Annotated in this window: 9 protein-coding genes; 8 read left to right on the top strand and 1 reads right to left on the bottom strand. The window is 63.0% G+C overall.

What is annotated here, in order from left to right:
- Window positions 1-211: 211 nt before the first annotated feature.
- Window positions 212-1,429, bottom strand: coding sequence for a methionine adenosyltransferase (metK, locus tag IAE77_RS18785; protein ID WP_294229828.1), 1,218 nt, complete (start codon window positions 1,427-1,429; stop codon window positions 212-214).
- A 183-nt stretch (window positions 1,430-1,612) separates the two neighbouring features.
- Here metK and IAE77_RS18780 point away from each other — a divergent pair, with 183 nt between their 5' ends.
- The 8 genes from IAE77_RS18780 to IAE77_RS18745 all read left to right on the top strand — a co-directional run bounded on the left by IAE77_RS18780 (window position 1,613) and on the right by IAE77_RS18745 (window position 13,542).
- On the top strand, window positions 1,613-3,046 hold the full coding sequence (locus IAE77_RS18780) for a sulfatase-like hydrolase/transferase (RefSeq protein ID WP_294229825.1): 1,434 nt from the start codon (window positions 1,613-1,615) through the stop codon (window positions 3,044-3,046).
- Window positions 3,047-3,140: 94 nt separating this feature from the next.
- Window positions 3,141-4,541, top strand: coding sequence for a sulfatase (locus IAE77_RS18775; protein ID WP_294229822.1), 1,401 nt, complete (start codon window positions 3,141-3,143; stop codon window positions 4,539-4,541).
- 90 nt (window positions 4,542-4,631) lie between these two features.
- Entirely contained in the window at window positions 4,632-5,516 is an 885-nt protein-coding gene (gene hisG / locus IAE77_RS18770) for an ATP phosphoribosyltransferase (RefSeq protein WP_294229819.1), read from the top strand.
- Between the two features lie 32 nt (window positions 5,517-5,548).
- Complete coding sequence (locus IAE77_RS18765) at window positions 5,549-5,653, top strand: AURKAIP1/COX24 domain-containing protein (protein ID WP_294229817.1); 105 nt, start codon at window positions 5,549-5,551, stop codon at window positions 5,651-5,653.
- A gap of 124 nt (window positions 5,654-5,777) precedes the next feature.
- Window positions 5,778-7,484 carry a tetratricopeptide repeat protein gene (locus tag IAE77_RS18760; RefSeq protein WP_294229814.1) on the top strand — a complete coding sequence of 569 codons (1,707 nt, stop codon included), beginning with the start codon at window positions 5,778-5,780 and terminating at the stop codon, window positions 7,482-7,484.
- 124 nt (window positions 7,485-7,608) lie between these two features.
- A complete protein-coding gene (locus tag IAE77_RS18755) occupies window positions 7,609-7,941 on the top strand; it encodes a hypothetical protein (RefSeq protein WP_294229813.1) in 333 nt (110 codons plus the stop codon).
- 57 nt (window positions 7,942-7,998) lie between these two features.
- Window positions 7,999-11,031 carry a DUF1553 domain-containing protein gene (locus tag IAE77_RS18750; RefSeq protein WP_294229810.1) on the top strand — a complete coding sequence of 1,011 codons (3,033 nt, stop codon included), beginning with the start codon at window positions 7,999-8,001 and terminating at the stop codon, window positions 11,029-11,031.
- A gap of 309 nt (window positions 11,032-11,340) precedes the next feature.
- Window positions 11,341-13,542 (top strand): copper-translocating P-type ATPase, encoded by a 2,202-nt coding sequence (locus tag IAE77_RS18745; RefSeq protein ID WP_294229805.1) that lies wholly within the window; start codon window positions 11,341-11,343, stop codon window positions 13,540-13,542.
- The last annotated feature ends 348 nt before the right edge of the window (window positions 13,543-13,890 follow it).

Raw genomic sequence — 13,890 nt, 5'->3', positions numbered from 1 at the left:
ATGAAGATGTGGATGACTTCGTTCCTGCTCGATTCACGCGCTCTTATGCGTCTGGGGCGTGAGGGCGGATTCAAAAATCTGGCAGCAATCATCCCCTCGAAGATAAAAAAAGCGCTGTGACCAATTAAAACTACCGAGCCTGTCACTGGAGGATCGCACAAAAAAGCCGCGCAGGGTCGCTGCGCGGCTTTCGAGATGTTTTCGGGGCAAATTACTTCGCGGCCTTCTTGAGGGCGTCGGCCTTGCTGGTGGATTCCCAGGTGAGGTCGGCGTCGGACTTGCCGAAGTGGCCGTAGTTGGTGCTCTTGCTGTAGATCGGGCGGAGCAGGTTGAGCTGCTTCACGATGTCAGCGGGCTTGAAGGAGAAGACCTTGAGCACCGCGTCGAGGATCGCATCGTCACCGATGACGCCGGTGCCGAAGGTATCGATGTGAACGCTGACCGGCTGCGGATGACCGATGGCGTAGGCAAACTGTACCTCGCACTTCGAGGCGAGGCCGGCGGCGACGACGTTCTTGGCGACCCAGCGGCCCATGTAGGCGGCGCTGCGGTCCACTTTGGACGGGTCCTTGCCGGAGAAGGCGCCACCACCGTGACGGCCCATGCCGCCGTAGGTATCAACGATGATCTTGCGGCCGGTGAGACCGCTGTCGCCTTGAGGGCCGCCGACGACGAACTTGCCGGTCGGGTTAATGAGATACTCGGTGTCCTTCGTGAGCATGTTCTTCGGCAGCACCTTCTTGACGACCTGCTCGATGCAGAACTTCTCGATCTCCGCGTGCGTGGCGCTTTCGGCATGCTGGGTGGAGATGACGACGTTCACGATGCGGGTGGGCTTGCCATCGACGTATTCGACGGAGACCTGGGACTTCGCGTCCGGACGCAGCCACTTGGCGGCTTTGCCAGCTTTGCGGATGCGGGTCAATTCACGGCCGAGGCGGTGCGCGTACATGATCGGCGCGGGCATGAGCTCCGGCGTTTCATCGCAAGCATAACCAAACATGATGCCCTGGTCGCCAGCGCCCTGTTCGGCGGTCTTTTTGCCTTCAGCAGCAGCGGCGTCCACGCCCTGGGCGATGTCGGGGCTCTGGATGGTGAGGTAGTTGTTGATGAAGAGCTTGTCGGCGTGGAAGACGTCGTCGTCGTTGGTGTAGCCGATGCCACGGACGGCATCACGGATGACCTGGCCGACGTTGATGACCTGGTCGATCGGCTTGGTGGTGCCGAGCTTCTTGTTCTGGAGCTTCGGGATGGTGATCTCCCCGCCGACGACGACGATGTTGCTCTTCGCGAAGGTTTCGCAGGCCACGCGGCTGGTCTTGTCCACGGCGAGGCAGGCGTCGAGGATGGCATCGGAGATGGTGTCGCAAACTTTGTCAGGATGGCCTTCGCCGACGGACTCGGAGGAGAAGATGAAACTACGGGACATGATGGTGATCTTATGGGTTACATGGACGAATCATGATTTGTTGATGCGTCCGGAAGGCGCGGAGAGTATTCCCCAATGCGGAAGCGTCAACGCGGATTTCGAACCCCAAAGGTGGGGACTTGATAGCTTCTGGAGGATTGCGCCCCGATAAGGCTCCTGCCCGGTGGCGTTTGAGCACCTGTCATGCGCCTCCAACTGCTTCTCTCCCTGATTCTCGCCTGCACCAGTCTCGCCGCCGACAAGCCGAACGTCGTCATGGTGCTCATCGATGACATGGGCTGGGGCGATTTCTCCTGTTTCGGCAATCAGGAGGCCAAAACTCCCAACGTGGATCGCATGGCCGCCGAGGGCATCCGTTTCACCCAGTTCTACGTGAACTCGCCCATCTGCTCGCCCTCGCGTTGTGCTTTGACGACCGGGCAGTATCCACAGCGGTGGAAGGTCACCTCGTATCTGAACAACCGTGCCGACAATGAACGCCGCGGCGTGGCCCAGTGGCTCGACCTGAAGGCACCGACCTTCGCACGGATTCTGCATGATCGCGGCTACGCCACCGGGCATTTCGGCAAATGGCATCTGGGCGGTCAACGTGATGTGGATGACGCCCCGCCGATCACTGCCTACGGCTTCGACAAGTCGCTCACGAACTTTGAAGGCATGGGCGCCAAGCTGCTGCCGCTGACCCTCAAGCCCGGCGACACCGAACCGAAGCAGATCTGGGCGGACGCCGTGCGCCTCGGCGAACCGGTGACGTGGATGCTGCGCTCGAAGATCACCGGCGGGTTCATCGACGCCGCGATTCCCTTCATCGACAAGGCTGCCGCGGCGAAGAAGCCGTTTTTCGTCAATCTGTGGCCCGATGACGTGCATGGGCCGTGGTGGCCGCCGGTGGACAAATGGGCGGAGGGCAAACGCGGGCTCTACCTCTCCGTCTTGGAAGAAATGGACCGCCAGTTCGGCAAGCTCTTCGATCACATCCGCGAAACACCCGAACTGCGTGACAACACGCTCGTGCTCATCTGCTCGGACAACGGCCCCGAACCGGGAGCCGGGAGCGCGGGACCGTTCCGCGGCTCAAAGACCACGCTCTATGAAGGCGGCACGCGCTCGCCGCTCGTCGTATGGGGCCCGGGATTGATCGACAAGAGCAAGGCGGGCACGCAGAACGAGAAGTCGGTCTTCGCCGCCTTCGATCTCGCGCCTTCGCTGCTGGCGATCCTCAACATCGACGCCAAGGGCGTTGCGTTTGATGGCGAAGACATCTCGCCAGCCCTTCTGGGCCAAGAAGAAGTCTCACGCAAAGCGCCCATTTTCTGGCGGCGGCCGCCGGACCGCAAAACCGTGTCGCCCACGCTGCCTGAACGCCTGCCGGACCTCGCCATGCGCGAAGGCACGTGGAAATTCCTCTGTGAATACGACGGCACGAAGCCCCAGCTCTATGATCTGGCCTACGACAGGTCCGAGGTCACCAACCTTGCCGGCCAAAACCCCGAGATCGTCGCCCGGATGAAGCAGGACGTGCTCGCCTGGCATCAATCCATGCCGCAGGACAACGGCCCTGCGCTTGGTGCCCAGATGCCCAAACCGAAGGGCAAAAGGGCGAAAGGACGAGAATAGCCGACTCAGCGGCAGGAGATGGATGTGCGTTTGAGATAGCCATCCGCGCATCGAAGGCTGCAACGCACCGCAGCCATTCGCGTTCCCGTTTCCCATGAAGGCCACCGCCCTGCTCGCATCATCGTTCCTCATGCTCGTTTCGTCCCTCGCGGGGAAGCAGCCGGACATCCTCGTCTTCCTCACCGACGATCAAAGCCAGCTCGATTGCTCGCCGTATGGCGAAAAGAACATCCGCACACCGAACATGCAGCGGCTGGCAGACGCTGGGATGACATTTGAGCGGGCCTATGTGGCTTCTCCGAGCTGTGCGCCGAGCCGGGCGGCCTTGCTCACCGGTTTGATGCCCGCCCGCAACGGCGCGGAGGCGAATCACTCGAAGCCCCGGGCAGAAATCAAAAAGTGGCCCGCGTATTTTCAGGAGATCGGCTATGAGGTCGTCGCGTTTGGCAAGGTATCGCACTACAAGCACACGGTTGACTACGGCTTCGATCATTTCTCCGACGATGGCTTTCATCAGCATGAAAGCATCGCCCATGCGGTCGATTGGCTGAAAAAGCGGTCGAAGGAGGGTGCGAAGCCGCTTTGCCTCATGGTCGGGACGAACTGGCCGCACGTGCCGTGGCCGGAAAAGGACCTGGGTTACGATGGCAAGTCTCTCACGCTGCCTGCGGGCAGCATCGACACGCCGAAGACACGCGAATGGCGTGCGAAGTATGCGGCGGCGGTCACCAAGGCGGACGACGACCTCGGCGCATTGCTGACGGCCTTCGGGTCGGACGGAATGGTCCTGTTCAGCGCCGATCACGGGGCGCAGTGGCCGTTTGGGAAGTGGAACTGCTACGAAAGCGGCGTCTGCGTGCCGTTGATCGTCTCCTGGCCCGGAATCGTGAAACCCGGCAGCCGCAGCCGGGCGATGGTGCAGTGGACGGACTTTCTGCCCACGCTGATCGACGCTGCCGGGGGCCAGCCGCCCGCTGAGATCGACGGAAAGTCGTTTCTGGCCGTCCTGCGTGGTGAAACGACCACGCATCGCGATCTGATCTTCACCACGCACAGCAATGACAACCGCTTCAACGTGTATCCCACCCGTGCCGTGCGTGACGAACGCTGGAAATACATCCGGAACCTGCATCCCGAGTTCGCCTTCACCACGCACATCGACCTGCCAGTGAAGCTGGGGCAGCGCGATTTCTTCGCCACCTGGGAGGAAAAGGCCAAAACCGACCCACAAGCCGCCGCCATCCTGAAACGCTACCACGAACGACCAGCCGAGGAGCTATACGACCTCCAAACCGATCCGCACGAGCAGCAGAATCTGGCGGCTGATCCGGCCAAAGCCGCCGAACTGGCTCGGTTGCGCGAAAAGCTCGACGTCTGGCTGAAACAGCAGGGCGACCAGCTTTCCGTCTTCGAAAAACCGCGGCTTTTGAGCGATCCGACCAGTTTCGGCCCCGATGCGCTGCCGCCCCCGCCGGCCCGGAAGAAGGGGAAATGACGCCCGGCCGACGGCGGCGGCATTCGGCCTGATTTTCCCCTAGCCAGCCGGAAGAATGCCGCTAGGATGCGCGCCCCTTTCCCCCGAACCATGTCCGAAACGAAGAACATCCTCCGCCTGGGCCTGCCCAAAGGCAGCCTGCAGGAGCCGACGCTTGAGCTGTTCAAGCGCGCGGGGTTCAACGTGGTCGTCTCCTCCCGCTCCTACCGCCCGGCGGTCGATGACGCGGAGCTGGAAATCCGCCTGCTGCGCGCCCAGGAGATCGGCCGGTATGTCGATCATGGCTTCCTCGACTGCGGCATCACAGGACGCGACTGGATCGTGGAAAACGGCGCGGATGTCGAGGTGATCACCGACCTGCGCTACAGCAAGGCCACCTCCTGGCCCACGCGCTGGGTGCTCGTGGTGCCGGAAAACTCCCCGGTGAAGAGCGTGAAGGATCTGGAGGGCAAGCGCATCGCCACGGAAGCCGTGGGATTGACGCAGCGCTATCTCGAGCAGCACGGCGTGAAGGCCGAGGTCGAGTTCAGCTGGGGTGCCACGGAAGTGAAGGTACCGGAACTCGTCGATGCCATCGTCGACATCACCGAAACAGGCTCGTCCCTGCGCGCGAACAAGCTGCGCATCGTGGACACGCTGATGGAAAGCTACCCGCAATTTGTCTCCAGCAAACCCGCCGCCCGTGATGAATGGAAGCGGCAGAAGATGGAGACGCTCGTGCTGCTGCTGAAAGGCGCTCTGGAGGCCCGCGACAAGGTGGGGCTCAAGATGAACGTGCCGACGGCAAAGCTCGAGGAAGTCGTCGCCACCCTGCCTTCGCAGCGGTCGCCGACGGTTTCACAGCTCGCCAGCCCGGAATGGGTGGCCGTGGAAACGGTCATTGACGAGACCACCGTGCGCACGATCATCCCGCGGCTGAAATCGCTGGGTGCCGAGGGCATCGTGGAATACCCCTTGAACAAGGTCGTCCACTAAGATCAAGCCAACACAACAGGAGAACACGAACCATGGGATCGCTCAAAAAGCGGAGAAAAACGAAGATCAACAAGCACAAGCGCAAGAAGCGCATGCGCGCCAACCGCCACAAGAAGCGTTTGCGCTACAAGGCGTAACCGTTAGCCTCACGGCATGGCTTGTCTCCGCAGTGCGAATCGATGGGATCGAGGCGCCGGGCGCTGTGTCGTGCATTGGCGCGGTCCGGTCTGCGCGGCATTGGTTTCCGCGGCGATTTTCGCCGTGGAACCTGTGCAGGCCGTGGTGAAGGCGGATCTTTCGCTCGGAAACACCGCCGTTGATTCCTCCGACCTCGGGCTCAAGCCCGGTGGAGCGATCACTGCGGATGTGCTGGCGCATTACAGTGCCGCCTTGCAGTTTGAGGCGTCTGGAAAGCTGCGCCAGGCGCTGGACCACTACCTGGCGGTCTTCAAAGCCGATCCCACGAATGCCGAGCTGGCTGATCACACGGCCGGAATCGCCATGCAGTTCCAGGGGCGGCCGGCCGCGATGAAGATCCTGGAGGACGCGGTCACCGCGAACCCGAATTCCCCGGCTCCGCTGCTGAATCTGGCCCGCTTTGCCAGCACTTATCCGCCGGAGGACCTGTTCGAGAAAGACAACCGGGCGCTCAAGGCCATCACGCAGGCGCTGGAGCAGTTTCCCCGGCACGCGGAGGTTTATGAGGCGGCGGTGCTGTTTTACCTCACGCAGAACGAGCGGGAAAAGGCCATCGCCGTCATGGATCAGGCCGCGAACCAGCCCAGCCGTGATCCGAACTACTGGCTGGCCACCGGCCGCACGGCAGAGCGGGTCTGGCCGCTGGGACAGACAGAGTTTGGCCTGGAATATCGCCAGCGCGTCGAACCCTTCTTTGAGAATGCGCTGAAGCATGCCTCCAAATCAAATGCCGAGGCGATCACGCTGGAAGTCGCCCGTCATTATCTCCTGACGAACAACCCCGACCGCGCACGGGAGCTTTGCGAGGAGGTGGCCGCCAAGCACAACAGCCTCGACGCCCGCAAGCTGCTCTACCGCCTCTACGGTGCCACGGAGCAGAAGGACAAGGCGCTCGCCACGCTGCAGGAGATCGTCAAACAAGCGCCTGACGATGCCGAGCACCAGCGACTGCTCGCCAACGAATACGACAAGCTCAAACAGCCTGAAAAAGCCATCCCGCACCTTGAGGCGGCCATCCAGAACGGCGGCGGCGAGATCGGTGACTATGTGAAGCTCGGTTGGGGGCTCTACCAGACGCAGAAATACGATGACATGGTGCGCGTCGGCCAGCGCAGCGTGCGGTTGTTCCCGGATCATCCCTTGGTACACTACCAGCTCGCGATCGCGCATCGTTCGCGTGAGGAATGGGCCGCGTCAGTGAAACACTTCGCCGCGGCGGAACAGCATGCCGGCTCCACGCAAGCAGAGCTGCTGGATCACCTGTTCTATTATCAATTCGGCGTCACGCTGGAGCGCATGGCGCGTTTTGAGGACGCCTCCCGCATGCTGGAAAAGTCGATCACGCTCACGCCACGGGAGGAGGCGAAGGCTGCGGCAAACACCATGAACTTCCTCGGCTACATGTGGCTGGAGCAGGGCGCCCGGCTCGACAAGGCGGGCGAATTGATCGCCAAGGCAAACGAGCTGATGCCTGAGCAGCCGGCCTACATCGACAGCCTCGGCTGGTTCCACTACAAGAAGGGCAACTACGCCGCCGCTTTGAAGGCCCTGGAACATGCTGAATCGCTGCTGGAGCCGATGGCGCCCGAAGACGCGGAGATTCTCGAGCACCTCGGCCTCACGCATCAGGCGCTCGGCGACAAGGCGAAGGCGCTGGACTACCTCGAACGTGCGAACACGCTCAACACACCCGACCCCAAGGCCCGCAAACGCATCGAGGACGCGCTCAAAAAGCTTCAAGGTGGCAGGTCTGACGCCGGGAAGAAGTGACCGCCGGCGGAACCGCGTTGCCTCGCCTCGTCAGCCCTCGGAGAGCCGGGCCGGGGTCTGAGTTTTCGCTCCCGCACTGACACAGTTGCTTGCTGCCGCCCGCCACGTTTGTTCTCTTCCCGCCATGCCCGATTCCTCCTCCGTCCCAGACTCCGTCGAAGGCTACGACGCCGAGATCATCCGCCGCGTCTGGGCACTCGCGCAGACCATTCCGGGCAATGATCCCGAAGTCTGGCGGAAGGACGAGTTCGGCGCGTGGATTCACCGCGCCGACTACCGGAACCGCCATTCCGAATACGGCTGGGAGATCGCCGACTACGGCTTCAGCCGCCGCAGCACCGGAATCGCCTCGCTACGGCCCATGCAGTGGCAGAACCACCTCGATTTCATGGTCGCCGCCCGCAATCACGCCGTCATCACCGCCGATGGCCTGCGCAATGCCCGCCGCCTGTTGTAGCAAGAGTTTTCGACTCCGGCAGGCAAGTCCCGCCCCCGCCCGTCGTTCACTGCACGCATGTCACGCTTCGTGCCCATCCTCGTTCTCACCGCCGCGGCCGCCCAGGCAGCGCCGGCGGATTTTGCGAAAGACGTCTTTCCCGTGCTTCAGCGGGCCTGCTTCGAATGCCACGGCAGCGAGACACAAAAAGGCCGCCTCCGTCTCGACATCGCATCGCCAAAGCACGCTGAGATTGGCACGGAGCTGCTCCGCCGTGTCGCCCTGCCGAAGGAGGACAAGGACGCCATGCCGAAACGCGGCGAGCGTCTCTCCCCGGCCCAGATCGGCCATCTGCGCGATTGGATCGCAGCCGGTGCACAGTGGCCCGACAAGATCGAAACCCTCAAGCACTGGAGCTACATCCCGCCCGTACGCCCGCCGCTTCCCGAGGTTCGGAACAAAGCCTGGCCGCAAACCGAGATCGACCGCTTCATCCTCGCGAAGCTCGAAGCCAGCCAACTCACGCCCTCCCCCGAAGCCGCGCCCGAAATCCTCATCCGCCGTCTCTCCTTCGATCTCACCGGCCTGCCCCCCACGCCGCAGGAGGTTGAGGTGTTCGTGAAGGAACACATCCAGCATCCAGTATCCAGCATCGAGCATCTCGTTGACCGCCTTCTCGCCTCGAAACAATTCGGCGTTCGCTGGGCGCGTCCCTGGCTCGACCTCGCCCGCTACGCCGACTCCCACGGCTTTCAGCGCGATGACCTGCGCGAGATCTGGGCCTGGCGCGACTGGGTCGTGAACGCGCTCAACGCGAACATGCCGTTCAACCAGTTCACCCTCGAACAAATCGCCGGCGACCTGCTGCCCAACGCCACCCCCGAGCAAATCATCGCCACCGGCTTCCATCGCTGCACACCCACGAACGTCGAAGCCGGCACCGAACCGGAGGAAAGCCGCATCAATCAGGTCATCGACCGCGTGAACACCACGGGCGCCGTCTGGCTCGGCACCACGCTCGAATGCGCGCAGTGCCACAATCACAAATACGATCCCTTCTCGCAGCGCGATTTCTACTCGCTCCTCGCCTTCTACAACAACACCGAGAAGGAAGCCGACCGTTCCAATCCGAAGGTGCCCGGGTCGATCCGTTTCAACGGCAGCCCGTATCAAATCAAGGACCGCAGCCGCGAGGAGCAGCGCCAGCAGCTCGTCGCGCAAATGAAAGCTCTCGACGCCCAGATCGCCGCACGACAAAAGCAGATCGTCGGCTCCGGCGCTGAACGACGCGGCAAACCCGCCGCCGCAGGTTCGGGCCAGATCGACCCCGCGAAACCCATCCAGGCTCTCAAACCGACCTCGTTCATCACCGAGAGCGATGCGGAATCCGAGCTGCAGGCCGATGGCAGCGTGCTTCTCACCGGCCCTGTGCCGGAAAAGGACACCTACACCTTCGAAACCGACCTCAGTGCGGGCGAATTGAATGGGATCATGCTCGAGGCGCTCACGCATCCCTCCATTCCTGGCGACGGGCCTGGCCGTGGCGGCGCGAACCGCCCGAATTTCGTGCTCCACACCTTCGATTGCACGCTCACCACGCCCGACGGCAAAAAACAGCCGCTGCAATTCAAAACCGCCTTCGCCGACTACTCCCAGGGCAACTACGCGGTCACCAGCCTCATCACCAAGGGCGAGAAAAAAGGCTGGGCCATCGGCCGTCGCTTCGGCGAACCGCACTGGGCCGCGTTTGAGCTCGCCAAACCGCTCGCCATTCCCGCCGGGTCGAAGCTCAGCATCCACATGGAGCAAAACTTTGGCAACGGCCTCGTCATGGGCTGCCTGCGCATCTCCAGCATCACCGGCGACGTCGCCTCCTGCTTGCCCGAAGTCGAAGAAAGCGACGCCACGACGGCGGCGAAGCCCAAGGACAAGCAGCTCGCCCAACTGGAGAAGCAAAAGACCGCGTTGCAGAAGCAGATCACCGCGCTCGCCAATCCCACCACGGAAGTCATGCGTGAAATGACCGAGCCGCGCATGACCTCCATCTTCAAGCGCGGCGTTTACACCGACCCGACCGAGAAAGTCACACCTGCCGTTCCCGCGATCTTCAATGCCAAGCTCAACGGCCCGTCGAATCGCATCACGCTCGGCAAATGGCTCGCCAGCCGTGACAACCCGCTCGCTGCACGCGTCACCGTGAACCGCTGGTGGGCCGAGATCTTCGGCCAGGGCATCGTCACCACCTTGGAAGACTTCGGCATCAAAGGCGCGGCACCTTCACACCCTGAATTGCTCGACTGGCTCGCCGTCGAGTTCATGGACAGCGGCTGGGACATGAAGCACGTGCTGAAGAAGATCGTCATGAGCGCCGCTTATCGACAGAGTGCGGAATTCGGAGTGCGGAATTCGGAATCCGCCATTCCGCAATCCGCATTCCGCAATCCGCATTCGGTCGATCCCTCCAACACCCTCCTCTGGCACGGCCCGCGTTTCCGCCTCGATGCCGAATCGATCCGCGACAACGCTCTCGCCATCGCCGGTCTTCTCAGTTTGAAGCAGGGCGGCGCGCCGATTCGTCCGCCGCAGCCGGATGGGCTCTGGCAGAAGGTCGGCGGACAGCAGTACAGCTACGTCGTCAGTCCCGGCGACGAAAAGTACCGCCGCGGCCTCTACGTCGTGCTCAAGCGAGGCTCACCTTATCCGAGCTTCGTCAATTTCGACGCCAGCGCCCGCATGGCCTGCGTCGTGCGCCGTTCACGCAGCAACACGCCGCTCCAGGCGCTCACCCTGCTCAACGATCCCGTCTATGTCGAAGCCACGAAGGCCTTTGCCCGCCGCATCGTCAGCGAATCGCCCAGCCACGACCTCGATTCGCGCCTTCAGTACGCCTTCCGCATCGCCCTGGCCCGCAAACCGCAGCCGCAGGAGCTCGCCGTGCTCAAATCGCTGTGGGAAACGCAGTTTGAATCCGCCAAAGCCGACACGAAGGCCGCGGACGAGCTCGCCAGCGGCTTCGAACTCCCGAAAAACCTCCCCGTGCCCGAATTCGCCGCTTGGTATGCCGTGGCCAGCGCGATCCTGAATCTCGACGAGTGCATCACGAAAGGATGAACGTCGCATCGTAGGCGCATTCGCCAGAATGCGGCGTTCCGGCGAACGCCCCTACCAGGCGAGTGTGGCATCGTAGGCGCATTCGCCAGAATGCGGCGCTCTGGCGAGCGCCCCTACCAGGCGAGCGTGGCATCGTAGGTGCATTCGCCAGAATGCGGCGTTCTGGCGAACGCCCCTACCAAGCGAGCGTGGCATCGTAGGCGCATTCGCCAGAATGCGGCGTTCTGGCGAACGCCCCCTACCAAGCAAGTGGTGTCATTCGCCAAGAATCGGCTGGTGATGGCGTGATTTGTGCCGCTATTCTGGCCCATGCCGTCTGACGCGCCGAAATCCTGCCCGCATTGCTCCTCCCACGAGGAGAAGCCTGCGCCCACGGCGTCCTTGAAGTCTCAGACCACCTACATCTGCCCGATGTGCGCGGGCGTCGGTTCCGACAAGCCGGGCTCCTGCCCGCAATGCGGCATGGCGTTGGAGAAAAACCCGCTCGCGAAGCGCAACGAGCCCGAATGCTGTGGCGATGGCGGTGATGACGAGGTGAAGGACCTCTGGTGGCGGGTGCGCTGGAGCGCGGCGATGACCATCCCGGTCGTCTTGCTGTCGATGGGCATGGATCTGCCGGTCATCCGCAGCATTCCGCACGACGCCTCGGCGTGGATGCAGTTCGTGTGGGCCACGCCGGTCGTGTTCTGGGTGGGCTGGCCGCTTCTCGCGCGTTTCCTGAAGTCGCTGCGCACCTTGCGCTTCAACATGTTCACGCTGATCGGCCTCGGCGTCCTGGCCGCGTGGCTTTACAGCACGCTGGCATTGTTCGCTCCAGGAACGCTGCCTCATCAAGCCGGCCACGGTGGCATGGCCTACTATTTTGAAAGCGCCGCCGTCATCACCGTGCTCGTCCTGGTCGGCCAGTTGCTCGAACTGCGGGCCCGCAAGGCCACCGGCTCAGCGATCCGCGCCTTGATGAACCTCACGCCAAAAACGGCGCTGGTCGTGCGTGATGGCAGCGAGGTCGAGACTCCCGTCGAAGAGATCCAGGTGGGCGATGTCATCCGCATCAAGCCAGGGACGCGCATTCCCGTCGATGGGGTCGTGATGGAAGGCAGCTCCAGCGTGGACGAGTCCATGCTCACCGGCGAATCGATGCCGCAGACGAAGGAAACGAAGTCCGCTGTCACCGGCGGCACGGTGAATGGCAACGGCACCTTCCTCATGCGGGCCGAGCGCGTCGGTGCGGACACGATGCTGAGCCAGATCGTCGAAATGACCGCCAAGGCGCAAGCCAGCCGGGCGCCGGTGCAACGCATCGCGGATCGTGTCGCGGCCTGGTTTGTCCCTGCGGTGGTCGGTGTGGCCGTGCTGACCTTCCTGCTGTGGTGGAAATTCGGTCCCGAGCCCTCGCTCGGCTTCGCGGTCGTCAATGCAGTGGCCGTTTTGATCATCGCCTGCCCCTGTGCGCTCGGCCTGGCCACCCCGATGGCCGTCACCGTCGGTCTGGGTCGTGGAGCACAGCTCGGGGTTCTCATCAAGAATGCCGAGACGCTCGAGCGGCTGCAGCAGATCGACATCGTCATGCTCGACAAAACCGGCACGCTGACCGAAGGCCGGCCCTCGGTGATCGAGGTGGTGCCGCTGCCCGGCCTTTCCGCGCGCGATCTGCTGGCCTGCGCCGCCGCCATCGAGGCCCTCAGCGAGCACCCCATCGCCACCGCCATCGTGAACGCCGCGAAGGAGCGCGACATCCCGCTCGCCACCGTGACGGACTTCCAGGCCATCACCGGCGGCGGCGTGCTGGGGAACATCGGCGAAAACGAGGTCTTTGTCGGCCAGGCCTCGTTCTTGAAGAAGAACGGCGTCCTCCTGGATGCCGAGTGCCTTTCGCGCTCCAGCCAGTTGCAGGCGGCGGGCTGCACCGTCGTCGTGGTCGTGCTCAATGAGAAGCCGCTGGGCCTCATCGCCATCAAGGACAAGATCAAGGAAACCACCCCCCAGGCCATCGCGTCCCTGCACGCGCTCGGCTTGAAGCTGCAGATGATCACCGGCGACGCGCTCGCCACCGCCCAGCGCGTGGCGCAGGACCTCGGCATCGACGAAGTCGCCGCCGAAGTCTCGCCCAAGGAAAAGCTGCTGCACGTGTATCAAGCCCGCGGCAAGGACCGCCACGTGGCCTTCGCCGGCGATGGCATCAACGACGCCCCCGCGCTCGCCGCCGCCGATGTCGGCATCGCCATGGGCACCGGCACCGATGTGGCGATCCAGAGCGCCTCCATCACGCTGGTGAAAGGCGATCTGCGCTCCCTGCGGCAGGCCTTCGCGCTCAGCCGCGAGACGATGAAGATCATCCGGCAGAATCTCTGGTTCGCCTTCCTCTACAACGGCCTCGGCATCCCGCTGGCCGCCGGCCTGCTCTATCCCATGACCGGCTGGCTGCTCAATCCCATGATCGCCAGCGCCGCCATGTCCCTCAGCAGCGTGTCGGTGATCCTGAACAGCCTGCGGTTGCGGCGGTATGAGTGAGGAGCGGGGCGGCCTGGGCCGTCAGTCGGGGCCGGTATCTCGTTGGCAGCCAACGACCCATAGCGGATTGAACAGGGGACGAAATCAAGGCGAGACTGACCGTCCGCCCGGTAAATGCGGCCTGCCTATTCCTCGGTTTCCTGGGATCGCCCGCCCAACCGAGGCTGCCCCCCAAGCCAAGGAGGGCTGTCCTTCGATGAAGACCAAATCCAGCCCCCGGCGAATGAAACCGAAACAGCGCCCACGACTAGTGGCTCATGTCATTAAAGTTGAAGGGTAAAGCCGCTTGAGCTTGATGCGGGCGTCCTGGGTGGTGAACTGCCAGTCGGTGCCGCAGTGGGCTGCATT

Origin of the sequence: Prosthecobacter sp. (genome assembly GCF_014879935.1) — a bacterium.
GTDB lineage: Bacteria > Verrucomicrobiota > Verrucomicrobiia > Verrucomicrobiales > Verrucomicrobiaceae > Prosthecobacter.
This window is presented reverse-complemented; position numbering and strand designations above follow the sequence as displayed.

Coding starts and splice junctions, on each gene's coding strand:
- IAE77_RS18780 (WP_294229825.1), top strand. CDS start 1,613: ATGCGCCTCCAACTGCTTCTCTCCCTGATTCTCGCCTGCACCAGTCTC.
- IAE77_RS18775 (WP_294229822.1), top strand. CDS start 3,141: ATGAAGGCCACCGCCCTGCTCGCATCATCGTTCCTCATGCTCGTTTCG.
- hisG (WP_294229819.1), top strand. CDS start 4,632: ATGTCCGAAACGAAGAACATCCTCCGCCTGGGCCTGCCCAAAGGCAGC.
- IAE77_RS18750 (WP_294229810.1), top strand. CDS start 7,999: ATGTCACGCTTCGTGCCCATCCTCGTTCTCACCGCCGCGGCCGCCCAG.
- metK (WP_294229828.1), bottom strand. CDS start 1,429: ATGTCCCGTAGTTTCATCTTCTCCTCCGAGTCCGTCGGCGAAGGCCAT.
- IAE77_RS18755 (WP_294229813.1), top strand. CDS start 7,609: ATGCCCGATTCCTCCTCCGTCCCAGACTCCGTCGAAGGCTACGACGCC.
- IAE77_RS18745 (WP_294229805.1), top strand. CDS start 11,341: ATGCCGTCTGACGCGCCGAAATCCTGCCCGCATTGCTCCTCCCACGAG.
- IAE77_RS18765 (WP_294229817.1), top strand. CDS start 5,549: ATGGGATCGCTCAAAAAGCGGAGAAAAACGAAGATCAACAAGCACAAG.